This window comes from Lactiplantibacillus sp. 7.2.4, assembly GCF_018991185.1.
GTDB lineage: Bacteria > Bacillota > Bacilli > Lactobacillales > Lactobacillaceae > Lactiplantibacillus > Lactiplantibacillus pentosus.
In genome coordinates, this window is sequence record NZ_JAGYGS010000013.1 from 42,291 (window position 1) to 67,195 (window position 24,905).

Genomic DNA, 24,905 nt, shown 5'->3' on the forward strand with positions numbered 1-24,905 from the left:
TATTTAAGACGTGGTTTGTCGGCTTAAATCTGTGTCCACCACGTTCCGGCCATTGACCAGAATGCCTGGAAGCCGGCCTAGGACGTCGCCACAACAGCAAGTTTACGCTGAGTCGCACTTTTTCCAGCGGGTCTCAGCTGGCTGCCCTTGAACTTCAGCACGTTTCAATGATTTTTCATGCCGTTAACAGCTTAAAAAAATCAGCGCACCAAGCTAAAAATTTAAGCTTGGTGCGCTGATTAGTTGTGTGGTTAATCTGCATCCGCCTGTTTGAAATAAGCGCGGACGTCGCTGATGAAGTAGAGCGAGCCAGTCAGCAATAACACGTCGTCACTCGACATTTCTTGCAACGCCTGCATTAGTGCGGCTTGCCAGTTGTCAAAGACGGCTGCTGAATGACCGCTAGGCATCTCAGCGGCTAATGTGCTGGGATCAGTCGCTTGCCGCTTGGCGTTGGGACCTGCAAATTGCGTTAACAACAAGTGGACGTTGGGTAAAGCGCCCAACGTTTGAATCATCTGTTGATGCTGTTTATCTGCTAAAACGGCAAAAATCACATACACCGTTTGCTGTCCAAAACGTTCACGTAAAGTCGCCGCCAGTTCGGTGATTGCGGGCTCGTTGTGTGCACCGTCAATCATGATCAGTGGGTCCGCATTTAACCGTTCAAAGCGACCCGGCCACTGAGTTCCAGCCAGCGCCTTTTTAACATCACTCGCACTAACAGGGACTTGCGTCTGTTGGTGATAAGTGAGGTAAGCCGCCAGCGCGACCGCTGCGTTATCGACTTGATAATCGCCGAGCAACGGGGTCGTCAAATCTTTAAAATGTTCATCTAAACCATCAAAGTTGAACCGCTCCTGCCAACCCTGAGGCGCTAATAACTTAGTCGTGAAATCAACATCCAGCGTCCGTAGCGGTGCTTGCTGGTCTGCCGCCGTTTGAACCATGACATCCTGCGCTTCAGCTGGTAGTTTGCCCACAACGACAGGGATTTGTGGTTTGATAATTCCCGCTTTTTGGGTCGCAATCGCCGTCAGCGTATCACCTAGGATCTGCATATGGTCGTAGCCAATCGTCGTAATCACACTGACAGCAGGTGTCCAGACATTGGTTGAGTCATATAAACCACCCAGGCCCACCTCGATGATGGCAATGTCAATTGGTTGGGCGGCGAAGTATAAGAACATCATGGCCGTTATGATTTCAAACTCCGTCGGTCCACCGCTATCCAGGGTTGCATCCAGCTTGGCGACTACCGGTTGCACCTGTTGAACCAGTTCCACCAAGTCAGTATCGTTGATTGGCGTGCCATCGACACTGATGCGCTCATTGAAACGCGTGATGAACGGTGACGTAAACGTCCCGACTGTCAGTCCATCAGCCATAAACAGTTCCCGTAAATTGGCAACCGTTGAGCCTTTGCCATTGGTCCCCGCAACGTGAATCCCATGGACTTGTAATTGTGGGTCTCCAAGTTCATGTAAAAATTGACGCATCCGTTGCAATGTCGGCGCCTTTTTAAATTTCGTTCGGCCGTGAATAAAGGCTAACGCATCCGAATAAGTCTCAATCATTTTTGCCTTTCCTCCCTAAGATGCCACCTACTGACATCGTTTCTACCCGTTCATTTAAAATAAAATGGTAACCCTCCCGAACAACTGGGACGATTACCATTTTACCAATTAACTCAGCGATAAACTGAGTCATACGACTAACTAAGCTTGCGCTTTAATGTCGACTAACCGTTGCTTCAAAGCAGCCAATTTAGTTTGGTTATCAGCTAATTTTTCTTTTTCACTATTAACCACGTCTTCAGGCGCGTTGGCCACAAAGCGTTCGTTACCGAGTTTCTTAGTGGCACGTGCGACTTCGCTCTCAAACTTCGCCTGTTCTTTTTCTAGCTTCTTGATTTCTTCATTCAGATCAACCAATTCAGCAAGTGGGATATAGACTTCCGCATCACTGATCACTTGAGTCATGGCTAACTTCGGTGCAACCACATCAGCGCCAATTGACAAGGTCTTTGGATGTGCAAACCGTTGAATGTAATCTTCATTAGTCTTGAAGACTGACTGTAGCCGGGCGTTATCCGTCTTGATCAACAAGTCGACCGCTGACGACATCTTTGCATTTGCTTCAGCCCGGATACTCCGAACAGCCGTAATCAATTCGATCAATGAAGCCATATCACTTTCAGCGTCCGCATCGTCAAATTCTGGATGGTCCACCGGATATTGCGCAACGACTAATGATTGGCCTTCATGTGGCATCGACAACCAGATTTTCTCTGTAACGAATGGCATGATTGGGTGGAGTAACCGTAAGATTTGGTCGAGCACGTAGGCTAACACATTTTGCGTGTTGGCTTTAGCTTGTTCGTCATCCCCGGTCAGCACTTCCTTACTCATTTCGATATACCAGTCACAGAAGTCGTTCCAGATAAAGTTATAGAGCGCGCGACCGGCTTCACCGAAGTCAAACTTGTCAAAGGTCGTCGTCACTTGTTTAACCGTGGCATTCAAACGGCTCAAAATCCACTTGTCAGCCAACGTCCATTCACTGGCAGCTGGTAAGACCGGTTTGTCCATCGCGCCCAAGTTCATGATAACGTAGCGGCTGGCGTTCCAGATCTTATTGATGAAGTTCCAAGCAGCGTCCATCTTGGTGTAACTGAACCGGACATCTTGTCCAGCCGTTGAACCGTTTGATAGGAACCACCGTAAGGCATCGGCGCCATACTTTTGAATGACATCCATTGGGTCGATCCCATTGCCAAGTGATTTACTCATCTTAACACCGTGCTCATCACGAATTAAGCCATGCAATAACACATTCTTGAATGGTCGACGCCCCGTAAATTCAAGGCTTTGGAAAATCATTCGTGATACCCAGAATGGCAAAATATCATAACCGGTAACCAAAGTGTTAGTCGGGAAATAACGCTTGAAATCTTCCGCATCCGTATCTGGCCAACCCATCGTTGAAAATGGCCAGAGGGCACTGGAGAACCAGGTGTCCAAAACATCAGGGTCTTGTTCCCAATTTTCGGGATCCTTGGGTGCATCAACCCCGACATAAGTTTCATCAGTCGTCTTGTTATACCAAGCTGGAATCCGGTGGCCCCACCAGAGTTGCCGCGAGATAACCCAGTCGTGAATATTTTCCATCCACTGCTTAAAGGCATCTTCAAAGCGCTTAGGAATAAAGTTGACAGCATCGTCGCCAGTCTGATTCTTCAGAGCTTGTTCGGCAAGTGGCTTCATCTTAACAAACCACTGCGTTGATAAACGGGCTTCAACTTGAACATCAGTCCGTTCAGAATGCCCAACACTATGCACGATTGGATCGATCTTAAGCATCAAATCTTGGTCTTCCAAATCTTTGACCATCGCTTTACGAGCTTCAAAGCGGTCCATACCTTCGTACTTACCAGCGTTGGCGTTCATCGTAGCATCTTCGTTCATCGTGTTGATGCGCTTCAAGTCATGCCGGTTTCCGACTTTGAAGTCATTTGGGTCGTGGGCTGGCGTGATTTTAACCATCCCAGTCCCAAATTCAGGGTCAACGTAAGCATCCGCAATAATCGGAATTTCACGGTCGGCTAATGGCAAGATGACCTTTTTGCCAACTAATTCCTTATAACGTTCATCACTTGGATTGACCGCTACGGCCGTATCACCCATCATGGTTTCAGGACGAGTCGTTGCAATTTCAATGTAATGCTTACCATTGAACGTGTAATCCTTGTCCGCAAATGGGTACTTGACGTGGTAGAAGGCACCCTGGTCATCTTTATGAATCACTTCAATGTCAGATAACGCGGTCCGTGCTTGCGGATCCCAGTTGATGATGTATTCGCCACGGTAAATCAAGCCCTTGTTGTATAAGTCAACGAAGACTTTCTTAACTGCGTCTGACAAGCCATCATCCATCGTGAACCGTTCACGTGAATAATCTAATGACAGCCCCATCTTGGCCCATTGTTGCTTGATGATTGACGCATATTCGTCTTTCCAATCCCAGACTTGTTGAATAAACTTCTCCCGTCCGAGGTCATAACGACTAACGCCTTGTTCACGAAGTTTGGCTTCAACCTTTGCCTGGGTGGCAATCCCGGCATGGTCCATTCCTGGTAACCACAGCGTATCGAAGCCCTGCATCCGTTTCTGACGAATAATAATATCTTGTAAGGTCGTATCCCAAGCATGGCCTAAATGCAACTTACCAGTAACATTTGGCGGCGGAATCACGATTGAATACGGTTTAGCTTTCTTATCGCCCGATGGCTTGAATAAATCTTGGTCTAGCCAAGTCTGATAACGGCCCGCTTCAACGGCGGTCGGATCATACTTAGTTGGCATATCAGTAGTTGGTTCTTCTGACATTGGGGCACATCCTTTCCATTTGGGTACAAAAAAATCCACTCATCCCAATTGAGTTAGGACGAATGGATTCGCGGTACCACCTAATTTTAAAGCAATCACAAGTAACTGCTTTACAGCTTAAACATCGTTGTTAACGAACGGTGTATCCCGTCCGGCTATTCCTACTTAAACGTTCAGAATAACAGCTCGCAAGCTACCTTCGTGCTGAAACGCCAAACGTGTTCCACTACTCACGTTCTCTCTAAAGACGTCATTCAGCACTACTCTCTTGCTCATTGCTAGTTGTCACTATTGTAATGAATTTCCTGGTTATCGTCAATCTTTATTCGAATTGTTTTAAAGCTTCCAGTGCAGCCACATAGTTTGGTTCATGACTGACATTGGGCACGATTTCGTGATAAACGATCTTGCCGTCCGCATCCGCTACATAAATGGCGCGTGTCAACGTCCCATTATTGGGCAGATAAAGATTCGTTGCATACCCAAAGGAAAGCTCCTCATCAGAAGCCACCGTCAGATTTTTCACGCCTTCCTTAGCACACCAGCCAGCTTGATCCGCTACTGAGTTGTTGGAAATCGCGACGAACTGAACGTGGGGGTACTTATCGGCTTGTTGATTGAACTTCTTAGTTTGAATCGAACAAACGCGCGTATCAATATCGGGCATGACACTCAATAGGACTGGCTTACCAAGTAAGTCTTTGGTCTTGATCTTCTTATCATGCGTCGTAAATACTTTGAACTTTGGTAATTGATCGCCATCTTCTAGTGGCTCACCGACTAGGTCTAATGCTTGATCATGAAATAATACTTGCACGAAAAACACCCCTTCGATAACTAATGATTGACAATGTATGCCTTGAAACTAGTATAGCTTAAATTTACCGCAATTTCAGGTGCTTCGCAAACTTTAGCCTCATCAATCGTTAATTTATTTTTAGCCTCCTGGTCGGGATTATTTGCAACAAGATAGTGCGTTAAATCCGACGTGCGGCAAGGTGCAGTGCCAATTGGGTGGCTTGCGTGACTGACCCCTGCGTTTCGTGACACCAACGCGCAGCCAAAGTCGATTCTGGCGCACACAGTCTGGCTGCAATCAACGTTGCCACGTCTTCTGCTGCCGACTGATGTAAGCTTTGCCCAAGCTCACGTAACGTCGCAGCCAACCGCATCCCCGTTTCAAAATATTGGGTCCTCGCAGCCGGCACTTCTAACGCCACGTGCTGGTTAGCGTGCTGACCCGCGTCAATCCACGCGTCCGGGTCAGTGGGATTTGGCAACCACAACATCAATGCGGTAAACCACGTCACCACTTGAAGTTGTTCATTGGTCACACCGATGATCGACCACGGATTCAAATCCAACTGGCGTAACTCTAAATACTGAATGCCCGTTTGGCGCAAGGTCGATAAGTCACGACCACCACGCAACCGCACTTGTCCATAATACTCTTTGACCGCACTTAACTGCTCCCGCGCGACTGCCGTCTGCAAACTATCACAATACTGTGTCAGTGACGCATAGGAAACATGCAGGCCAGGCCGATTCACGTAGCCTTCAGGACCATTGCGCAGACTGCATACTAACCGGTGGCTCTCATGAAACCCCGAATTTGGCCAAACGTGTGGCGTACAGCCATATAAATAAGTTAATATCCACCGATAATGCAAATAATTTTGCGCGATATGCAAGTAACATTGATTCCGAAAACTGACCTGGTCGGTTATTTCTGTCTGCGTCTGAAATAATGCGGTCAGCAGGTCCGGATTTAAGCTGATATTGCAATGCAGACCAGACAGCATTTGCCGGCGCCGGCCGTATCGTTGCGCCAGACCCTCACGATACGCAACCGCCGCGCTGTCCAACTTCGCAATTGGAATCAGCGCTTCGTCCTCAGGCAAGGTTGGTGGGACACTCAAGGGCCAGATCAGTTCAGGCGCGATTCCCTGGCGAACCTGGCGCGTTAATCCAGTCAACGCCCTACCAGCAGCTTCAGCATTGGGACAAACTGGGGTTACTAATTCGACCTGAGTTTCAGCGAAGTCCCGCTGCAGCCCAGATAATTTTCCAATCAAAGCGGGCGCTAAATCCGTTTGCGCCAATTGACCAGTTTCAACGATCCGCTGGCCTTCACGCTCGAGGCCGACTTGGAGCATATTCGAATTAATTGCTACTGAATTTAATTTCAATAACTGTTGCTAATCCATGCCCACCGCCCCATTTCTAACGCTATCCTAGCATACCTAGGCCATCGGTTCATAAATGATGACCATTATTTTAGGTCAGCTAACACATTAATTCAACAATATTGATATATTACTGACATTTTGTGCTTGTTATTCTCTAGCATTATAGATGATTAAATCATGCCATTTTTTAAGCTCAAGAGCCGCCAGCTGAGACCCGCTGGAAACAGTGCGAGTTACCGTAAACTTGCTGTAGCGGATGCTTCCTACACCGGCTTTCAGGCATTCGAAAGGCAGACATGTGCGGACCCAACTTTTGGTTAGATTAGTCTTTGCTTCTACGCTATAGGGCCAATTTGATATTCAACTGTCAGACCGGTTCTAACAATAGATAAACTCTTTTGCCCATGCGATAAGGTATCTGACAAACATCCTCACTGAACTTGTCAGGATTTTCTCAAGTCGTTTGAGATTGCAAAATCTTCAATAACAAAGGTAATTTATCGGTTAAATTTAAGATTAGTCATCATCAAAATTAATAGTATTAAAATGAGTGAATCATATTCAGGCAATCTTCTTAGTAATTAAATGCCATCAGTCATCATCGACACCGATTAAGCTTTGCCTGAAGGACCAGTCTCCTAGTATTCAGTGGTCAATTGCACCAAGTTAGGTGGTCGTTCATCCGCCATTCGAGCGGGTTACCGACTGTAGGGGCTGGCTGACAATGCTCAAGGGCGAAGTTCTTCTTGTCAGCCAGCCCCTACAGTCGGAATCGGATGCGCATCGGCTGACGAACAGCAATCCCAACCGGCATGATTTAATCATGCTTCATGACGAATTAACTAGCACAATGCGGATGACTTATTTTATCTAAGCAACAAAAAAACGAGCACCCAATTTAGCTAGGCACTCGTTTTTAAATAAAAATTAAAGTAGTTCCGCAAAAACGTCTTCTTGAGCATTAAGGTAGTTTTCACCGGGTTTGACCTCGGTCATCTTAATTCCCGCCAAAGCACGTTCCATTAAACCATCAACGTCGATGCGTTCTTCGTAAGCACGTGAACGATCTAACTTCGGATGGGTCTTCGGTGCTGGTGGCGCAAAGATCGTACAGCAATCTTCAAATGGCATGATTGATAAATCATAGGTGTCAATGTCTTCAGCAATCTTGATAATTTCCGTCTTATCCATCGAAATCACTGGCCGTAAAACGGGTAAAGTCGTCACATCATTGATAGCAATCATGCTATCCATGGTTTGTGAGGCGACTTGCCCAAGTGATTCACCATTGAAAATCGCCTTGCCATGCCGTTGACGCGTCACTGCGTCCATCAACCGCATCATCAAGCGCCGTTGCACGGTCATCAAGTAGCCTTCTGGAACCTTTTCCTTGATTTCCTCTTGAATCTCAGTGAATGGAATCTGGATAAACTTGACGCGACCAGAGTAACTGGCAAGCGTCGAGGCTAATTGTTTGGCCTTGGCGAGCGCTTGTTCACTCGTGTATGGCGGACTAAAGAAGTGCACCATCTCCATGTCAACGCCGCGTTTCATCCCGAGATAACCGGCAACTGGTGAGTCGATACCACCAGATAACATCAGCATCCCCTTACCAGCAGTTCCTACTGGTAAACCACCGGCGCCTTGAATCGTTTCGGATGACAAGAAAATCCCATTCAACCGGACTTCGACACGCAGGACGATATCTGGATTCTTCATCTTAACTTGAATCCCGTCGACGTGGTCAAGAATTTGACCACCCAACATGTCGTTGATCTGGTTCGTGTCGTATTCGAAGTGGTGGTCAGAACGACGGGTGTTGATTTTAAACGTCATTCCCGGTTGATACTGGGCTTTGATCATTTCGATCGCCGTCGCGTAGACCGCATCCATATCCGTATCCACTCGAATACTTGGTGAAAAGTTTTGAATCCCGAACACTAACTTCAAACGATCCATGACAGGTGCAGCATCTTCATCATTTAACATGATGTGCATCCGGTCACGGTTCGCATGAACTTTGAGCGTTGGGAAATCGTGCAACGCGTTGCGGACGTTGCGGCCCAAGCTATCGATAAAGTTCCGCCGGTTCTTACCCTTGGTCGATAACTCGCCGTAACGTACCATAATTTCAGTGTACTGCATGAACAAGTTCCTTTCCGTTATGCATCTGCATTGATTTTAGAGAATTTTTGATAAAGCTGATCAAAAACTTTGATAAACTGGTCGGCTTCTGCCAACGTATTATTTTCATCAAGACTGACCCGGACGGCACTCGTGGCAATATTTTCTTGCACGTGCATCGCCATCAACGTACTTGACGCCATGTGTTTCTTAGACGAACAAGCACTAGTCGTCGAAATATAGATGCCCTGATCTTCAAACGCGTGGACGATGGTTTCGCCCCGCACCCCATTGATCGTGAAGCACAGGATATGTGGTGCAAATCCATCAGTCGGTTGGCTAAAAATCGTGACTTTCGGGAACGTCTTGATGTGGTCGTAGATTCGCTGTTTGATGGCACGTTCGCGAGTGACCTTTTCGTCCTCACCCGTCAATAATAGACGTAGGGCCTTCGCCATTCCAGCGATTGCGGGCAAGTTTTCAGTCCCCGAACGCCAGTTACTTTCTTGACCGCCACCATTCATGAGCGGTGCTAATTTGCGCCCATTCCGCGCATAAATAAAGCCCACGCCCCGGGTCGCATGAAACTTATGGCCTGAGAACGTCACAAAATCGACCCGGTCATTCATGATCATGTTCTGAATGCCCTTGCCGATGCCTTGAACCGCATCAATGTGGAAGTGAATCTTTGGATATTGTTTTAACAAATTAGCCACTTCAAGTAGTGGTTGAATCGTACCAATCTCATTGTTGACGGCCATCGTGGAAACCAGAATGGTGTCCGGACGAATCGCCGCTTTCAAATCAGCCACGTTAATACGGCCTTCTTGGTCCACGGGTAAGTACGTCACTTCATACCCCAGTTCTTTCAACTGTTCCATCGAATTGTGGATAGCCGGATGTTCGACCGCCGTGGTAATCAGGTGTTTCCCAAAGGCACGTTTCTCAATCGCCGTCCCCTTGAGCACCCAATTATCACCTTCCGTCCCACCTGACGTGAAGAAGATTTCGTGCGCCTGAACGCCGAGTAAATCGGCAATCTGTTGGCGCGATTGTTCCAATAAATGAAAGGCTGTTTCACCAAAGTTATGCAAACTAGAAGGATTCCCCCAGATTTTCTGAGAGACCTTCGTATAAGTATCTAGTACGGCGGGAGCAGCTTGCGTCGTCGCACTATTGTCAAAATAAATCATTACTACGCCTTCTCTTTCCAAGAAAGTGTGCCTTGCACTTACTTTCGATAAGAATTCTTTGCAATTATACCAAAAATTAGGACTGAAACAAGATTTTTTGTTTCAAAAACGCGATTAATCGACGCTAGCAGCAGTATCGCTGAAGCTCACAAGCAATCATCCTGCAATTGTCGGGCATTTTTTGACGCCAATCAAAAACCAGCTGGCCGTGGTTGCGTTCATCACAATCACCACCAACTGGTTGGCATTTATCTTCTTGATTGGCGCTAACTAAGCATCAGCATCTGAACTAGCCGCCTGCTTATTAGCATAGTAGCTGTCCTCAATCCGTTTGTAAGAGCCAGGATCGACCTTATCGACCGCCGTCGCAATAACTTCCAAGCTCCGTGCGTAGTCATGGGCTTCGTTGAACAACCGTTGTGCTTCAACACTCGCTTCTTGAACATCTTCATGACTGTTTTTATAACGATTAGCATATTGCAAGAGTTGTTCGGCAATCACCGCGGCATCCGTCAAATCATCAGTCTTCTCTTTTAAAGTGGCCATATCGGCCTGAATCACGATGAGTTGCTTCGTAATATCATCCATGTTAATCACAAGTTTATTGATATCATGGTCTAAGCGCTCGATTTCCTTAGAAACGACCTTGAAGTAATCCAGATAATCCTTAGGTAAACCTGGCAGATTCAGATTTTCCACTTGGCGTTTGACCGCATGGATTTCAAAATCAAACCGTTGCAAGGTCTCATGGGCCTTAGATTCCTCCGCAGTCAAGTTGGCAACACCTTGGTTAATTGCCACTTGTTCCTCTTCAATGCCGGTGAGTTGTTTGTCCTGCTCCTCAAAGTGAGCTGCAATCTCACTGAAGACCGCTTGCTTACTCGTAATCGCAGTCGTATCGGCTTGATAAACCGCCTGAATATTCTTCAATTGCTCGTTTAATTCACGCGTCCGTTCAACTTCATTGTTATTGAGTGTATAACTTTGTGCCAACCGGTCCAATTCGACTTGTAAGCGGTGATTTTGATTCATCGCGTGCGTCAAGAACTTGCTGATCTCTTCTTGGCGTTGGTCAACGATGGCTTTAGCGTCGATTTCTGCCTGCATCACATCGTACAAATGGTCGATACGCTTCTCAATGGCATGATTGCCATTTTCCGCATCGGTGACTTTCAAGTCGCCCAGTAACGCGGTGTTATCATCGATGGCTTGTTTGAGTCCCTGAATCTCAGGTTCGATTGAATCCACTTCAAAGTGAAAATGTTGGGCGGTCAATTGTTGATAACCACTCGCTAGTTCAGCTAATTGATCAGGAAAGCCACTCACTAAGTCTTTATAAATCGGTGGAATCCGGTCAATATCCATTTCAAGGGCACCGGTATCATGATGTAACTGGTCTAGGACCTTTTCAGCCGCATCGTGATCGCCAGCCTTCGCCAATTCAGAAAAATGATCGAAGTCACTTTCCAAGTTGGCGAGCTGATCTTCAAGTTTGTCGATACTCGGGCCAAACGAGAAGTTTTGCGACAACAACGTCTTCCGCAAGTTTTGATATTTTTTCTCTAAACTCGCAACCGCTTGACGGTGGGCCGCATCGGCGTCATCTAAGGCTTGTAGCCCGTCACGAATTTCGGCCTGCCGCTGTTCGATTTGATCCAACAGTGCCGCGACTTTTTTTAAATTTTGTTGGGCGTCTAAGAACTTGATGCCGCGCGCCTCGGTGGTAATTGTCGCCAATTTATCGCTTACTGCGGGCAACTGGTCGTTTTCCACTTCTTGATCAGCACTCTGCAACGCTTCCAACTTTTCTAACGAGCCGCCCGTTAGTCCGAGTTGTTCAATTTTTTCGAAATCCGTGGTCTGTGATTGTTTCACTAACGCTTGTTGGCGCTCCGTCAGTTGGCGGACTTGCTTGTCAATATAATATTGAAAGCCCTTGACCGCCGCGTAGATGACAATCGCAACCACCACAATGCCGATTGCTACTTGCATACGAATACCCCTTACATTAATTATTCCGTTTTAATTGCGTTGCGCCTCACCCTGCTGAGAACCGCAGCCTTGCTTTTTTCTGAAAATCCAATTAAAATCTATCTTAAATTATAACATAGACGTAACTAACGGACAGTAACAATTTGTTAACATTCAAGGAGGATTTTCACATGGCTACCACCGAAACATCACTTATGAACCAACAGCTCGACGCGTTACTTTTTCAAGAAACGAACTTGGTCGCGAACCTAGCCAACGCTAGCGCCCTCCTCAACAGTACGTATGACGACTTGAACTGGGCCGGCTTCTACTTATTTAATGATGAGACTGGCGAGCTCGACCTCGGTCCCTTTCAAGGCAAAGTTGCCTGCATGCACATCAAAGTCGGTGCAGGGGTCGTTGGTACGGCCTTTGAAACGCAAACTAACCAACGGATCGCGGACGTTCATCAATTTCCAGGCCACATTGCCTGCGATAGTGCCAGCAATTCTGAAATCGTCGTTCCAATCACCAAAGACGGTCACCAAATTGGCGTCCTCGACGTTGATTCCCCATCCTTAGACCGTTTTAGTGCCGAAGATGAGGCTGAATTGACTGAATTCGTTGCAATTTTAACGACGCACATTGACTAACCATTACTAAACGTGTTATGCTACTCTTTGTGTAAAATAATGCAGCAGTAAGTGGGTAAGCTCGTCAACAGATTGGTGCCAATATTTTGGTCAGTTAGTAACCTGCGGCTGCAATGGTGAACCCTGCAGTCCAATCTGAACGAATATCGAACTTACATCGGATTATTTTACTCCAACTAAAATTATTGGAGGAAACATTTTATGTCTCGTTATACAGGTCCAAGTTGGAAGATTTCCCGTCGTTTGGGAATGTCCCTTTCAGGTACTGGTAAAGAATTAGCTCGCCGCCCTTACGCACCTGGTGATCATGGCCAAGGTCGTCGTGGTAAGCTTTCAGAATACGGTACTCAATTACGTGAAAAGCAAAAGTTACGGATGATGTACGGTTTAACTGAACGTCAATTCGCTAACTTATTCATCAAAGCTGGTAAGATTCACGAAGGTAAGCATGGTGTTAACTTCATGATCTTACTCGAACGTCGTTTGGATAACATGGTTTACCGTTTAGGTTTGGCAACGACTCGTCGTCAAGCACGTCAATTAGTAAACCATGGTCACATCACTGTTGATGGCAAGCGCGTTGACATCCCTTCATACGAAGTTAGTGTTGGCCAAGTTGTCTCAGTTCGTGAAAAGTCCAAGAAGTTGGCTGTTATCACTGGCGCCGTTGAAGCCGTGGTTGCACGTCCTAACTTCGTTCAATTCGATGCTGATAAGCTTGAAGGCTCATTAACTCGTTTACCAGAACGTGAAGAACTTGAAGCAGATATCGACGAATCATTAATCGTTGAATACTACAACAAGCTTTAATTTCCGGTTATTAAAAACCGTCGCGGTTGCGGCGGTTTTTTTGTACTCAATTTACTGTTTCTTGGAATTGATGGCAGTCATCACTTGCTCATAAATTGGGAGTAACTGCTCAAACGTTGTCAAAATCGTCGCCGTTAGTTCAGTCGGATTATCAAACAACGGGTCTCCCACTTGGACCGACCGCCCCACGACCAGTTCACTATGTTTATACTGATCAAATTTCTGAATTGCTGCCGTAATATTGGCCGGAGTGGCGGGCATTGTCTTGGCTTCACCGTGATTATTACTGATGACATAACCAGCGGGCAACGCCATGAGCTTGGGCGTTAAATCTTTAATCGCCATTTTAGCCTGAACACTAGGCTTACATTCGTCCAAAATATCAAAATAGATAAAGAGCCGGTCGGGCCACAAACCGAGTTCAAAATGCGGCCAGGCCTTATAACTCCGCTTATTTTGACTAAAAGCCACCCACGTATCTACCGGCGGATTCTTGTGGCGCCGCAGATGTTTGGCAACATGGGCATAAAATAGCGCACCGTTTGGCTGTTGTAAGTGGTCAATAATCAGCGGTGCCAGTTGCTCAAACTTCGGGTCGATCACCGTTTTGATCAGCTGCATCCGTCCAGCCAGTGTTGGGTCATTAAAGATTTCAAAATCTTGATTCGTAAACACGAGACTCATCTCCATCAGTCGTTTACACTAACCATACCGCACCACCAATCCGAACGCCACCCCCTTCTCTTCGCTATTCTGACGGGAACATGCTACAATGATAATTACTATCTAGGAAAGGATGTTAGACAATGGCTGAAACAGACAAACAACCGGTCGATCGAATCGAAACTGCCATCCACGGGACGCCAAAGCTGCATCCCGACGAACAACGAAAGTACCTTGGGACATTTCGTGAACGCGTCGAAGTCGCAGTGACCGTGGCGCAAATTAAGCAGGCAGACTACGTCGATGCACTGACCCAGGCTTTTGCGGCCCATCCCGATAACCAACTATTCATCAATGGCAATCTGGAACAGGACTTGATTGGGCCCTACATCAAGGCTGCGAGTCACGCCAATATCAAATTCACCATCAAAACAGATGATATTTATCGCACCGCTGATGACAATTACGCCCTGGTGTTCACCGCGGCAACGGCTATCAACCAAGACGATATTGATATTGCCCATCGCTATCCAGCACAAGGCATGTCGACTGACGAAGATGATAACAAGCCAGCTGGGTTGTTAGATAAATTCAAAAAATTATTATAAGCATTCAGATAACAAAAGCCCGGACGACTTTAAACTTGAAGTCGTCCGGGCTTTTTTCATGCGCTAACTATGCGCTAACGCACTATACAAACTCATTGCAAATAACGCCAAGATAACGACGACCATGACGATGATCGCAATCACCTGCGTGGTCATGACGCTTAATAATAACAATATCCCGCCACCAACTAAGGTGTAACCTAACCAATACCGCACGCGCCGCCAAACCATCGGATGAATCGGCCGGGTGCCACGCCGCACCTGTGCGTACTGATTAGCGCTAATCGTCGGCAAATAGTTGCCAATTGCCATGAAGATGAACGCCACCAGGCTGATGGCAATCCGCCAAATATCCATCCGATGACCCAAATTGTAGCTGATCGTGGTGGCATAAATCACGCCAGACAGTACGGGCACGATCCAAATCATCATCCGCTCAAATCGTGGCGCTGGTCCTTTGTGGGTCGCATTCAATCGTGTGGCGCCCACACAGATCAGTTGAAAAACCACCATTAACAATGGCAAACCAAAAACGACCACCGCTTTACTTGCCATGCCATTCGGCTGATTATCCAAGTTGAAATGAATTGCCATTCGGACTGGTAACGCTTGATAGTTGGCCACGCCATACAAAATCGGTAATAAAATCACAATATAACTCAACCATAATTGCACACTACGCTTCATCATTATTGTCATCCCCCTGCTTGCCACTGAACCGATACAGCCACGTCAACATCTCTTCGAACACACTCGCATTTAACTCATAATACAAATAATTTTTTTCTTTAGTGACGGTAACCAAACCCGCGGACCTCAATAATTTAAGGTGATACGAAACCGTCGCTTGGCTCAAGTTAAAGTGCGCGGCAATCTCGCCCGCCGACTGTCGATTCTTTCGCAACTCCTCCAGAATTTGCCGTCTCACCGGGTCAGCAATCGCCTTGAACGTTGTATTCAATGCCATCTGAACCCCACCTTCTCACTACCTATTTAGATATATATCTAAATAGATTATAACAGCGAGTTGTTTGAAACACAAGGGAGTATTTAGAAGAATTTCGAAGCAGGTTTCCTGGATGCTTTGATGCTTGGCTTCAACGTTTAGGTCAACCATTTCGACGCAAAAAATCGGTTTTTAAGTTGGGGCTTAAAAACCGATTTTTTGTTGTAAGTTTCCGAGGGATAGTGGTGGTTAGTCTTAATGTACCAATGCCTACTCGTACTAATCAGTTGATTACACGTATTCCAGCTTAGATTAACATCCTTTAAATATGAATCGACATGATCGTTCGAATACCCGCAAATGCCATAAAGATCACGACCACCCAACCACTGATTAGCAACCAGACCGGATGACGATAACTTTGCCCCATAATTCGATGCGACGTTGCAGCAATCAATAAAATTGCCAGTGCAATTGGTAGGATTAATCCATTGAGCGCGCCAACGACGACCAGGACCTTTGCTGGATTACCAATAAAATAAAAGATTATCGTTGCAGCTGCTATAAAACCGATAATTAGCCAACGACGCCAGCGTGGATTCGTTTCACTTGCCGTATGGTAATCTAAAAACGATACCGATGTGAATGTCGAGCCAAGTGTTGACGTCATTCCTGCTGCTAACAATAATAATCCAAAGAATTTATACCCAAATTCACCAGCCGCAACTTTGAAGATTGTCGCGGCCGGATTACTGGCATCTAATTGATGTCCGCTGACAACCACCGCTAATCCTGCCAAAAATAGCATGACGCGAATGACTGATGCAACACCAATTCCGGTCAGTGCGCCTTCATTAACTGTCTTTAAATACTGCGAACCATGTACACCGCCTTCCAATAAGCGATGTCCACCTGCAAAAGAGATGTAACCACCAACCGTACCACCTACAATCGTGACGATGGAATAAAAGTCAATGTTACTAGGTATGAAAGTGTGTTGTACCGCACTCTGATACGGTACGGTCGTCACAGCAAGAATATAGATTAATATCAAAATCTTGATAACTGCCAGTCCCTGAACAGTACGATCTACAACCAGTAGAGCATCCTTTACTAAAAAAAGACTAATTGCAACAATCGCCGCAATAATGGCGCCATTCTCAGGAGAGATCCCAAAAAGAACGTTTAACCCAAGACCTGCACCACCAATATTACCAATATTAAAAAAGAACCCACCAATCACAATCAGGACTGTTAACAGATACCCAAGTCCAGGAACGACTTCATTAGCCAATACTTGAGCGTGCTTTCCGGAAACAATAATAATACGCCAAATGTTTAATTGGACAACAATATCTACCAAAATACAAATTAGGATGGCAAATCCAAAATTGGCACCTAGTTTTCCAGTAAAAGTCGCAGTCTGGGTCAGGAATCCTGGTCCAACTGCCGCCATCGCCATCATAAAAGCCGCGCCCATTGCGACATTTAATGCTGAACGCTTACTAATCGCCTTCTCATTCTTCATCTCATTACCATCCCTTCAAGAACCCACACTTCGATGAACCAATATTAGTCTACACAAATCAGAATGCAGTAACTGCTACCTGGTTTTCAATTAATGCAGCGTGAATTCGTTTGACAAATGCTAACGCCTTAGGACCGTCCCCGTGTACACAAATCGTATCGGGTATGATTGAAACCTCACTACCATCGACTGCAGTTACAACATGGTCTTTAACCATTCGTAACACCCTTTGAACGGCAATGTCTTCGTCTGCTATCATCGCGTTGGGTTGATTGCGGGGAACTAGCCTGCCATTAGGCAAATATTGTCTATCCGCAAAAACCTCCTGAGCATAGGGTAAACCAACCTGACGAGCCGCTTTAATCAAATTACTATTCGCTAAGCCAATCAAACAAGTACTCGGGTCAACACTTGCAATCCCATTACAAATTGCCGTTGCAAGTGTTAAATCATCGGCTGCCATATTGTATAGTGCACCGTGTGGCTTAACATGGTGCAGTGGCGTACCACCACAAAACGCTTGCAATGCCCCAAGCTGATAAACAATATCTGCTTCAACCGCTGCTGGAGTCAATTGCATTTTGCGGCGGCCAAAGCCAACCAAATCAGGAAAACCAGGATGTGCGCCAATAGCAACCTGATTTTTATGCGCCAATGCAACGGTTTTCTGCATGACTTCAGGATCACCCGCGTGAAAACCACAAGCAATATTCGCTGATGTAATCACTGCTAACACCTGCTCATCCATCCCAAGTGAGTATCTCCCAAAGCTTTCACCCAAATCACAATTTAAATCAATTTTCATCTCAACACTCCTCGTATTATTCACCCAGAACTTTTGTCAACTCAGTATCTAAAATATCAGTCATCAACATATGTCCAGGTGCATGCGTGATGACCAATGGTAATTTGCTTTGCATTACCACCGCTTGCGGGGTTACACCACACGCCCAGAAAACTGGTATTTCCCCGTTATAAATTGGGACTGAATCCCCAAAATCAGGCTTTGATAAATCAGTGATTCCAAGTGACTCTGGTTGTCCAACTTGGATTGGCATTCCGTGTACTTGCGGTAGCTGTTCTGTAATTGCAATAGTCTGAGCAATTTGCTTGGCAGGAATTGGTCGCATACTGACAACCACATTACCGTGAAATCGTCCTGCCGGAGTCGTTTTAATATTAGTCATATACATTGGGACATTCTTCTTCAACGTAATATGTCTCATTTCAATACCGTTTTCTAATAAGGCTGACTCAAATGAAAAACTACAGCCAATCAGAAACGTCACAAAATCCGATTGCCAAATTGAACTCACCTCATACGGACTATCAACGAGCTGACCATTCCTATAAACTCGATATTGGGGACAATCTCGAGCAATATCGATATCTGTTGCAAATACACTCAACTTTCTTGAACCCACATCTGTCACTTCAAGAATTGGGCAAGCCTTGCGATTACGCTGAGCAAACAACAAAAAATCATAAGCTTCGCTCTCTGGTAAAATAACCAAATTTGCTTGCGTATACCCTAGGCACTGGCCACTACTTTGTTCCCGATATAGTCCTTGGCGACACGCTTGTCTGAACATTGCTGGTGTCATGGTGTGACCTCCTATTTTTTACAACTTCATCAATAAATTCAATATCAAACTGATTATCTAGCCACTTAGCGTTATGGATGAGTTGATCAACGAAATCAAGATTGGTTGGAACCCCCGTAATTACGGTCTCTGAAATTGCAACTTGCAGTTTTCGTATTGCAATTGCTCTAGTTGGACCATAGGCGATGATTTTTGCAATCAGTGCATCATAATTTGGCGGAATCATATAACCCTGATATAGCGCAGTATCCACACGAATTCCATTTCCACCTGGCAAGTGTAGTCCAGACACACGTCCAGGGGCTAGCGCCGTTACACGACATTCAATTGCATGACCGTCTAGTTGAACATCCGATTGTTGAAGCAACAAGGGCTCTTGGTTAGCGACCCCCAGCTGTGCATCTACCAAATCAAGACCTGTAATCAATTCTGTAACTGGATGTTCAACTTGAATACGCGTATTCATCTCCATAAAATAATATTGTCCGGGTGCACAATACAGAAATTCAAGCGTTCCAACACCACGAAACCCCAATGTCTTGGTGACATTGCGTGCAAGCTGTTGTAAAGTTACTCGACTCTCAACATCAATACTACTTGGTGCTTCCTCGATTACTTTTTGATGATATTGCTGTAATGAGCAATCCCGTTCTCCCAAGCTCAAAACATGTCCATGCTCATCCGCCAGCACTTGAATCTCGATATGCCGCGGTTTCAGAATTAACTTTTCTATATACATTTCTGCATTCCCAAAAGCGGCATTGGCCTCCTCACTAGCAATTGAAAACACCTGCTTCATTTCTTCTTCGCCATTAATAATTCGCATCCCTTTTCCTCCGCCACCAGCCACAGCCTTCAGCATGACAGGATATCCAATATTTGACGCTGCTTGACAGGCTTTCTGGACATCAGTCAACCGGGGGCTTCCAGGGATAACCGGTATATTGGCATTTTGCATGGCAGTTCTAGCTGCAGCCTTGTCGCCGAGTAGCGCAATTGTTTCAGGTGTCGGTCCAATGAATATCAAATGATTATCTATACATCGTTGGGCAAATTCAGCATTTTCTGACAAAAAGCCGTAACCGGGGTGAATCGCGTCAGCACCCATGACTTGTGCAGCACTGATGAGTCGCGCTTGATTCAAATAACTCTCTTGGGGCTCACCAGGCCCAATACAAATTGCCATATCTGCCATCCGAACATGTAAAGCGTCGCGGTCAACGGTCGAGTATACCGCCACGGTCTGTATGTGTCGCACCCGGCATGCCCGAATGATACGTACGGCGATTTCACCACGATTAGCTATCAGTACTCGTTTCATGAAGTTCTTCCTTTCAAATTCAATCCAAACTCACTTCCAGCAAGTCTTGATCATACTCAACAGTTTCTTCATTACCAACACAGATTTTAGTAATTGTTCCTTCCTTATCCGAAACAATATTGTGCATCATCTTCATCGCCTCAATGACGCCAACCGTCTGACCTTTTTTGATATGGTCGCCAACTTTCACTAGTGGCCCTTCTCCTGGATTGGTAGCAGTATAATAAATGCCAACTAAGGGCGCCTTGATGGTTGATATTGAAGTTGCAGCACGGTTTGATTTTCTAGAATCACTATCATCAGCATCAGCTACTGATAGCCCTGACGATTCACCGTCAACAGGCTGACGTTCCAGGTGATAGTGTCGGTCACCCTCTCGATAATCAAACTTTGTCACGCCATACGCACTCATCAACGCCATAATACTTTTGATTTCTTTAACATCCATGACTTCACTCTCCTGCTTTAAATAATCGTTCTATCTGTGCGGCAACCCGTCTATGAGTAAACGATATTTGTGGCTGCATCTGCCAAGGGGACACCTTCTCTGCTTGTTGACTGGTCCTTAACGACTGCCATTCAAATCTGAGTAGCTGCCCAGGTACTAGCTGAACCAACATGCTGAGATCCTTTGGGACAACAACCCCGATAACCGGATATCCACCAGTCGTTTGTCGATCAGCTAATAAGATAATTGGCTGTCCACCACGTGGCACTTGAATGCCACCCATAACGGTTGCTTCAGACAGCATCTCCGGCAATTCACCAGTATCTATGCTATCTCCCTTCAACCGAATTCCCATTCGATTAGACGATTGACCGACAACATAGTCGTTTTGAACGAATGTTGCACAAGTTTCTTTTGAAAACCAGTCAGCTTGTGGTCCAGGAGTAATGTGGATCACCACGGGTTGTTTTGCCGACTGCACTGAATTTTTCATGGTAAGCGCCCACTGATCCTGATGATTAGGTAATGGTTTGGGCCAACAATCAGGTAGAATCGTTTGAAGATAGTCGCCACTTTCCAAACGCCGGCCGTGAAATCCACCAACATGCGACAAAACACTTGTTGACCGTGATTTCAGAACCGGTGCAACTTGGACGCCACCGTTGATTGCCATATACCCATAACGACCTGCTCTCAGTTGCCAAATCTCTAGCCGGTCTCCTCGTTCAACAGCTAAGATAAAATTTGGGATAAGGCTACCATTCAGCTTTGGGGTAACCAGGCCCCCTCCAAAGGCAATCACGTTAGGACTAGTAAATATTAGTGTGGGGCCGATGATTGCATATTCGAGGACAGCTGCCTCTTTTGAGTTGCCAACCAAAATATTAGCCCGCAGTGCGGCATTCTGATCCATACTCCCAGCAGTCGAGAACCCTGACGCCATGCCTAAATAGCGACCTTCATCTTGAACCGTTGTCAAAAAGCCACCGGATTCAACTCTAATCCCCATAATTCAACACCTCTGTTCAGTTAAGCTTAATTTTTGTGGATGCCGACGCCACTGCCAGTATTCTCGGGAACTAATTGCATCAAAATGAATGTAATCTCCCGCATGATAATAAATAACAGGTGTCCGATTGACATCGAATAACTGTACCGGCGTCTGACCAATTATCTGCCAGCCGCCCGGTGACTCAACAGGATACATCCCAGTTTGTGACCCGGCAATTCCTACCGCACCAGCTGGTACAACTTTCCGAGGTGTTTCTAGTCGTGGGGTCGCAATCTCAGAGGCTAAACCACCCAGATAGACAAATCCAGGTAAGAATCCCAACATATAAATAAGATAATCAGGATGGCAATGGGCAGTAATCACTTCGCGCGTTGTTAAATGTGCATGTTCTGCAACAAATTCCAAGTCCGGAGCAAAAGGAGGCTCATAACAAACCGGAATATGCAGAATATGCTTGGTTTTCGCGTCCTCAACAACAAGAGTTGACGCCGCATTATTGATAATTTGTGTTATCTGGGGCATCGTCAACTGGTCTGACCTGTAAAACACCGTAAGCGTACGATACGCGGGTACCATCGCTTGAATACCGTCTGATATATATTTTTTCAACTGATTCATCAATGCAAGTATGAATCGATTGATTTCAGGATCAATTCGGTTTGGCATCGTGATATTGACCGCTGACGCTCCTGCCGGAATAATTTTGTATTCCATTCTCAATCCTCCTGTTAATTAGAAAATGATTAGAAGTTAGCTTAACACATTCCAAGCCAAACTCAAATTCATGACGATGATTTGAAACATTTTAGCTCTTGATTTTTAGTTTGAGTGACTAATATATCAATGATTATTCAGTAAATAACTTTAAGATATATAGTTTTTAACGTTAATCAGTTAAAAAAATAACGGCTTATCAAAATTGATAAACCGTTATCTCTATAATTGTTTTCTAATTTTACTTGTTTACTGATCTCTTTATCGTTCAATTGAGAAGATTATGCTTTATCTCTTCGGTTATAGAATTCACTCAAAGCTTTTGGCTTTAACTAGCTCTACTCCGCAAACAACGTCTCCACCAGCGTATCCGCCACCGTCCGCGCCGTCCCAAATGTTGGGAATAAGTGTGGATACAAGTATGGTGCGGCATGAATTCCCAGATAGACCGCCATTTCAGGATGCTCAGGCACTAATTCGGCGTATAGGTTTGGGATCATAACATCCACACCGGCCACGGATAACTGTAAGTCCGCCACCAACTTTTCAACCGCTTGAATATACGATTGATGCATGTCATCAGTCGCATCGAGCACGTCTGCCCCATTCCCAAAGGTCGCATCTTCACGCAATAAAATCTGTGTTCCACGACTGACGACCGAGTCTAAATCAAGATGATAGGAAGCCAATCGATAACGTTCGATTGTCCCTAGTTGAAGTTCTGATTGTGGGTACTGGAAGGCAGGTCCACGTAATGCTCGGCCATTTTTGCGCGCAAGTAGGGTCTTAACGGTGGAACGACCATCCCCCACGATGTTAGCAGGGAGCCGCTCAACAATCGCTTGAACGTGACCGCCAATGACTAAGAAGCGATAGCTTGAAGCAACCACGACTTCTTCCGCCATTACCGCACGCGTTTGCTCAAATAATTGCCGGACGACTTGTTCGAACAACTGCCGTTCTGGCATGATCCGGAAAACGACCACTTTATGGGTTGCATTCGCAGCTTTTAACACGATACCGCCCGCTTGAACGTAGCGGTCATAGTCGTCGATTAACTGGCTGGCCGAATGGTAAGTCTGTGAAGCGGGCACCTGTACCCCGTGTTCAGCCAAGACTTGTTTGGCGGCAGCTTTATGTTGTAAAACCGTCGTCAAGGCTTGTGGATTCAAATCAGTGCCGCTGCCATTGACCACCAGCCGTGATTGACCGAGCTTCGTTAATCGTAAAATATTTGCGGACTCGTCGATCACATCTGCCTGAATACCACGTGTCAGCGCCGCCTGCACCACTTGTTGGCTGGAAATATCCAGTCCAGTAAAGCCATCGAGTTCAAATGGTCGTTCAGTTGCTGCTTCCTGATAGTTAGCTGCCTGTTGCAACGCCCAAGTTAACGGTTCTGATTCACTGGCAATCCGCGCACTCGGCGTCTTTTTCGGATCGGTGACCCGTTGCTTTAACTGTTTCAACAACACGGCGTCATCATTCGGCAATCCATACGCTTTCACGAAATCGGCCAGTGCATCTAAAACTTGCGCTGCCGGAATGGCCTGAGCACTGGCGGTCGTTGGATTTTCAGCTAAAACCTGCTGGGTTAATTGGTCCGCCTGGGCATTGACTTGTGGCACCAGTTTGGTTGGCAAACCAGGCATCATCACGAAATAACTGGCCAATAGACGCATCAGCGCGATGACATTGGCGTCGACCCCGTTGGCCTTGGTTGGATCCAGGTCAAGGCCGCGGTACTCAACATAGTAGACCCCTTGGCGTGCCATCGTAGCTAACTGGCCATTACTGTGAAACCGAACTGGACCATCGAAATCGTTCACAGATAACAACTGCTTTTGACGCACTGCAGCCGTTAATTTCGCAACGTAGCGGTCAATCGTCGTGTAGTCCCCATTGACGGGTTGGTAGCGCCCATCTGGATGCTGAACGCTACTGCGCCGTGGCCGCGTCTTGGTATCGGTCACAGCTAATCGCGGTGATGCTCCAAATAGATACTGAATCAGCCAGTTCATCCGCACAAAGCCTTGTGCGACTTTCAAATAAATCGCGTTGCGAAAATCGACGTAACTATGATATTGCTGATGAAAGACTTCGCTATACAGCCGCGTAAATAGTTGCTCATTGAGGCTCAAATTCACGTGCGTCCCAGTCGTCAGTAGTTTCTGGAGGTCCGTCTGCTGAGCCAAGTCACGGCGGTGCTGGTAACTCGTTTGATCAACATCCGCCAGTTGAATCGTCGATAAGTCTTCCGGCAAGACTGGTGTACTTGACAGCGGCCAGAGCTGTTCATCAGCTGCTAACGTCCGACGAGCGGCCATGTTTAGCCCGTTCAAGTCGGCCATCAACGTTGGAATCGTGTGCCGAACGGGTGTGGCTATTTTTAACGTACTAGCCGCAAAGCCCGGTCGCAATTGCCGATTTTGCTGAGGACTGCCAAACCTCTGCGGATGTGGTGTGGTCGCGAGGTGGCCCTGGCGATCAACACGCTGCATCGTGACTTCCAGCCCGAGGTTCGTCTGATGAACGAGCGGGACCAAATGATACTGAACAATTGCTTTACCAACTGCATCTAATTCCATAATGATCAGTCCTTATTTTTTATTTAGTCTGCTAAACCTATACGCATTGCGATAATTGATTTTGATGAATGGTGATTAAAACGTGCCAGTAGTTGGTTTACCGTTAGTCAGCTGAGTATATCACCTAATCCAACTTTCGGGGCTG

At 46.1% G+C, this 24,905-nt stretch carries 21 protein-coding genes and 1 other annotated feature; of the genes, 3 read left to right on the plus strand and 18 right to left on the minus strand.

Annotated features, from left to right (window positions below; translation table 11 throughout):
• Nucleotides 1–251: 251 nt before the first annotated feature.
• The 7 genes from KGF70_RS06460 to ezrA form a co-directional block, all read right to left on the minus strand.
• Nucleotides 252–1,577, minus strand: coding sequence for a folylpolyglutamate synthase/dihydrofolate synthase family protein (locus KGF70_RS06460; RefSeq protein ID WP_216767880.1), 1,326 nt, complete (start codon nt 1,575–1,577; stop codon nt 252–254).
• 141 nt (nt 1,578–1,718) lie between these two features.
• Nucleotides 1,719–4,388, minus strand: coding sequence for a valine--tRNA ligase (locus KGF70_RS06465; RefSeq protein ID WP_216767879.1), 2,670 nt, complete (start codon nt 4,386–4,388; stop codon nt 1,719–1,721).
• A gap of 51 nt (nt 4,389–4,439) precedes the next feature.
• Nucleotides 4,440–4,673, minus strand: a binding site (T-box leader).
• A gap of 37 nt (nt 4,674–4,710) precedes the next feature.
• Complete coding sequence (gene tpx, locus KGF70_RS06470; protein ID WP_050339365.1) at nt 4,711–5,205, minus strand: thiol peroxidase; 495 nt, start codon at nt 5,203–5,205, stop codon at nt 4,711–4,713.
• Between the two features lie 160 nt (nt 5,206–5,365).
• On the minus strand, nt 5,366–6,577 hold the full coding sequence (locus KGF70_RS06475) for a glutamate--cysteine ligase (RefSeq protein ID WP_253954716.1): 1,212 nt from the start codon (nt 6,575–6,577) through the stop codon (nt 5,366–5,368).
• 927 nt (nt 6,578–7,504) lie between these two features.
• Complete coding sequence (gene thiI, locus KGF70_RS06480) at nt 7,505–8,722, minus strand: tRNA uracil 4-sulfurtransferase ThiI (protein ID WP_216767878.1); 1,218 nt, start codon at nt 8,720–8,722, stop codon at nt 7,505–7,507.
• Nucleotides 8,723–8,739: 17 nt separating this feature from the next.
• On the minus strand, nt 8,740–9,894 hold the full coding sequence (locus KGF70_RS06485; RefSeq protein ID WP_216767877.1) for a cysteine desulfurase family protein: 1,155 nt from the start codon (nt 9,892–9,894) through the stop codon (nt 8,740–8,742).
• A gap of 270 nt (nt 9,895–10,164) precedes the next feature.
• The gene (gene ezrA, locus KGF70_RS06490) at nt 10,165–11,886 is read right to left on the minus strand and encodes a septation ring formation regulator EzrA (RefSeq protein ID WP_216767876.1); all 1,722 of its coding nucleotides are present in this window, start codon (nt 11,884–11,886) and stop codon (nt 10,165–10,167) included.
• 170 nt (nt 11,887–12,056) lie between these two features.
• Between ezrA and KGF70_RS06495 the strand changes: the two genes are divergently transcribed.
• The gene (locus tag KGF70_RS06495; protein WP_021338328.1) at nt 12,057–12,518 is read left to right on the plus strand and encodes a GAF domain-containing protein; all 462 of its coding nucleotides are present in this window, start codon (nt 12,057–12,059) and stop codon (nt 12,516–12,518) included.
• 201 nt (nt 12,519–12,719) lie between these two features.
• Nucleotides 12,720–13,328, plus strand: coding sequence for a 30S ribosomal protein S4 (gene rpsD, locus KGF70_RS06500; protein WP_216767875.1), 609 nt, complete (start codon nt 12,720–12,722; stop codon nt 13,326–13,328).
• Nucleotides 13,329–13,379: 51 nt separating this feature from the next.
• On the opposite strand, the gene KGF70_RS06505 is transcribed toward rpsD, so the two are convergent.
• Nucleotides 13,380–14,012 (minus strand): DUF1054 domain-containing protein, encoded by a 633-nt coding sequence (locus KGF70_RS06505; RefSeq protein ID WP_253955608.1) that lies wholly within the window; start codon nt 14,010–14,012, stop codon nt 13,380–13,382.
• A gap of 122 nt (nt 14,013–14,134) precedes the next feature.
• Here KGF70_RS06505 and KGF70_RS06510 point away from each other — a divergent pair, with 122 nt between their 5' ends.
• Complete coding sequence (locus tag KGF70_RS06510) at nt 14,135–14,599, plus strand: YueI family protein (protein WP_216767873.1); 465 nt, start codon at nt 14,135–14,137, stop codon at nt 14,597–14,599.
• A 63-nt stretch (nt 14,600–14,662) separates the two neighbouring features.
• On the opposite strand, the gene KGF70_RS06515 is transcribed toward KGF70_RS06510, so the two are convergent.
• The 10 genes from KGF70_RS06515 to gshAB all read right to left on the minus strand — a co-directional run bounded on the left by KGF70_RS06515 (nt 14,663) and on the right by gshAB (nt 24,760).
• Complete coding sequence (locus KGF70_RS06515; protein ID WP_050339375.1) at nt 14,663–15,289, minus strand: DUF1648 domain-containing protein; 627 nt, start codon at nt 15,287–15,289, stop codon at nt 14,663–14,665.
• Nucleotides 15,276–15,566, minus strand: coding sequence for an autorepressor SdpR family transcription factor (locus tag KGF70_RS06520; protein ID WP_216767872.1), 291 nt, complete (start codon nt 15,564–15,566; stop codon nt 15,276–15,278). The genes KGF70_RS06515 and KGF70_RS06520 overlap by 14 nt, the downstream gene beginning before the upstream one ends.
• 301 nt (nt 15,567–15,867) lie before the next feature.
• Nucleotides 15,868–17,073 carry an NRAMP family divalent metal transporter gene (locus tag KGF70_RS06525; protein ID WP_105919800.1) on the minus strand — a complete coding sequence of 402 codons (1,206 nt, stop codon included), beginning with the start codon at nt 17,071–17,073 and terminating at the stop codon, nt 15,868–15,870.
• Between the two features lie 58 nt (nt 17,074–17,131).
• Nucleotides 17,132–17,878 carry a LamB/YcsF family protein gene (locus KGF70_RS06530; RefSeq protein ID WP_105919801.1) on the minus strand — a complete coding sequence of 249 codons (747 nt, stop codon included), beginning with the start codon at nt 17,876–17,878 and terminating at the stop codon, nt 17,132–17,134.
• A gap of 16 nt (nt 17,879–17,894) precedes the next feature.
• Nucleotides 17,895–18,677, minus strand: coding sequence for a putative hydro-lyase (locus KGF70_RS06535; RefSeq protein WP_216767871.1), 783 nt, complete (start codon nt 18,675–18,677; stop codon nt 17,895–17,897).
• Nucleotides 18,619–19,998 carry an acetyl/propionyl/methylcrotonyl-CoA carboxylase subunit alpha gene (locus KGF70_RS06540; RefSeq protein WP_216767870.1) on the minus strand — a complete coding sequence of 460 codons (1,380 nt, stop codon included), beginning with the start codon at nt 19,996–19,998 and terminating at the stop codon, nt 18,619–18,621. The genes KGF70_RS06535 and KGF70_RS06540 overlap by 59 nt, the downstream gene beginning before the upstream one ends.
• A gap of 19 nt (nt 19,999–20,017) precedes the next feature.
• Nucleotides 20,018–20,446: an acetyl-CoA carboxylase biotin carboxyl carrier protein subunit gene (locus KGF70_RS06545; RefSeq protein ID WP_088771037.1), complete on the minus strand. Its 429-nt coding sequence runs from the start codon at nt 20,444–20,446 to the stop codon at nt 20,018–20,020.
• Between the two features lie 4 nt (nt 20,447–20,450).
• Nucleotides 20,451–21,455 carry a biotin-dependent carboxyltransferase family protein gene (locus KGF70_RS06550; RefSeq protein ID WP_216767869.1) on the minus strand — a complete coding sequence of 335 codons (1,005 nt, stop codon included), beginning with the start codon at nt 21,453–21,455 and terminating at the stop codon, nt 20,451–20,453.
• Nucleotides 21,456–21,458: 3 nt separating this feature from the next.
• Nucleotides 21,459–22,172 carry a 5-oxoprolinase subunit PxpB gene (gene pxpB / locus KGF70_RS06555; protein ID WP_088771035.1) on the minus strand — a complete coding sequence of 238 codons (714 nt, stop codon included), beginning with the start codon at nt 22,170–22,172 and terminating at the stop codon, nt 21,459–21,461.
• A gap of 338 nt (nt 22,173–22,510) precedes the next feature.
• Entirely contained in the window at nt 22,511–24,760 is a 2,250-nt protein-coding gene (gene gshAB, locus KGF70_RS06560; RefSeq protein WP_216767868.1) for a bifunctional glutamate--cysteine ligase GshA/glutathione synthetase GshB, read from the minus strand.
• Nucleotides 24,761–24,905: the final 145 nt, after the last annotated feature.

Bases quoted from the DNA above. Each gene is read 5' to 3' on its own strand.
- rpsD (WP_216767875.1), top strand. From the start codon at position 12,720: ATGTCTCGTTATACAGGTCCAAGTTGGAAGATTTCCCGTCGTTTGGGA.
- KGF70_RS06485 (WP_216767877.1), bottom strand. From the start codon at position 9,894: ATGATTTATTTTGACAATAGTGCGACGACGCAAGCTGCTCCCGCCGTA.
- KGF70_RS06550 (WP_216767869.1), bottom strand. From the start codon at position 21,455: ATGGGGATTAGAGTTGAATCCGGTGGCTTTTTGACAACGGTTCAAGAT.
- KGF70_RS06520 (WP_216767872.1), bottom strand. From the start codon at position 15,566: ATGGCATTGAATACAACGTTCAAGGCGATTGCTGACCCGGTGAGACGG.
- KGF70_RS06495 (WP_021338328.1), top strand. From the start codon at position 12,057: ATGGCTACCACCGAAACATCACTTATGAACCAACAGCTCGACGCGTTA.
- ezrA (WP_216767876.1), bottom strand. From the start codon at position 11,886: ATGCAAGTAGCAATCGGCATTGTGGTGGTTGCGATTGTCATCTACGCG.
- KGF70_RS06535 (WP_216767871.1), bottom strand. From the start codon at position 18,677: ATGACACCAGCAATGTTCAGACAAGCGTGTCGCCAAGGACTATATCGG.
- gshAB (WP_216767868.1), bottom strand. From the start codon at position 24,760: ATGGAATTAGATGCAGTTGGTAAAGCAATTGTTCAGTATCATTTGGTC.
- thiI (WP_216767878.1), bottom strand. From the start codon at position 8,722: ATGCAGTACACTGAAATTATGGTACGTTACGGCGAGTTATCGACCAAG.
- KGF70_RS06530 (WP_105919801.1), bottom strand. From the start codon at position 17,878: ATGAAAATTGATTTAAATTGTGATTTGGGTGAAAGCTTTGGGAGATAC.
- KGF70_RS06540 (WP_216767870.1), bottom strand. From the start codon at position 19,998: ATGAAACGAGTACTGATAGCTAATCGTGGTGAAATCGCCGTACGTATC.
- KGF70_RS06510 (WP_216767873.1), top strand. From the start codon at position 14,135: ATGGCTGAAACAGACAAACAACCGGTCGATCGAATCGAAACTGCCATC.
- KGF70_RS06515 (WP_050339375.1), bottom strand. From the start codon at position 15,289: ATGATGAAGCGTAGTGTGCAATTATGGTTGAGTTATATTGTGATTTTA.
- KGF70_RS06505 (WP_253955608.1), bottom strand. From the start codon at position 14,012: ATGAGTCTCGTGTTTACGAATCAAGATTTTGAAATCTTTAATGACCCA.
- pxpB (WP_088771035.1), bottom strand. From the start codon at position 22,172: ATGGAATACAAAATTATTCCGGCAGGAGCGTCAGCGGTCAATATCACG.
- KGF70_RS06460 (WP_216767880.1), bottom strand. From the start codon at position 1,577: ATGATTGAGACTTATTCGGATGCGTTAGCCTTTATTCACGGCCGAACG.
- KGF70_RS06465 (WP_216767879.1), bottom strand. From the start codon at position 4,388: ATGTCAGAAGAACCAACTACTGATATGCCAACTAAGTATGATCCGACC.
- KGF70_RS06545 (WP_088771037.1), bottom strand. From the start codon at position 20,446: ATGGATGTTAAAGAAATCAAAAGTATTATGGCGTTGATGAGTGCGTAT.
- KGF70_RS06525 (WP_105919800.1), bottom strand. From the start codon at position 17,073: ATGAAGAATGAGAAGGCGATTAGTAAGCGTTCAGCATTAAATGTCGCA.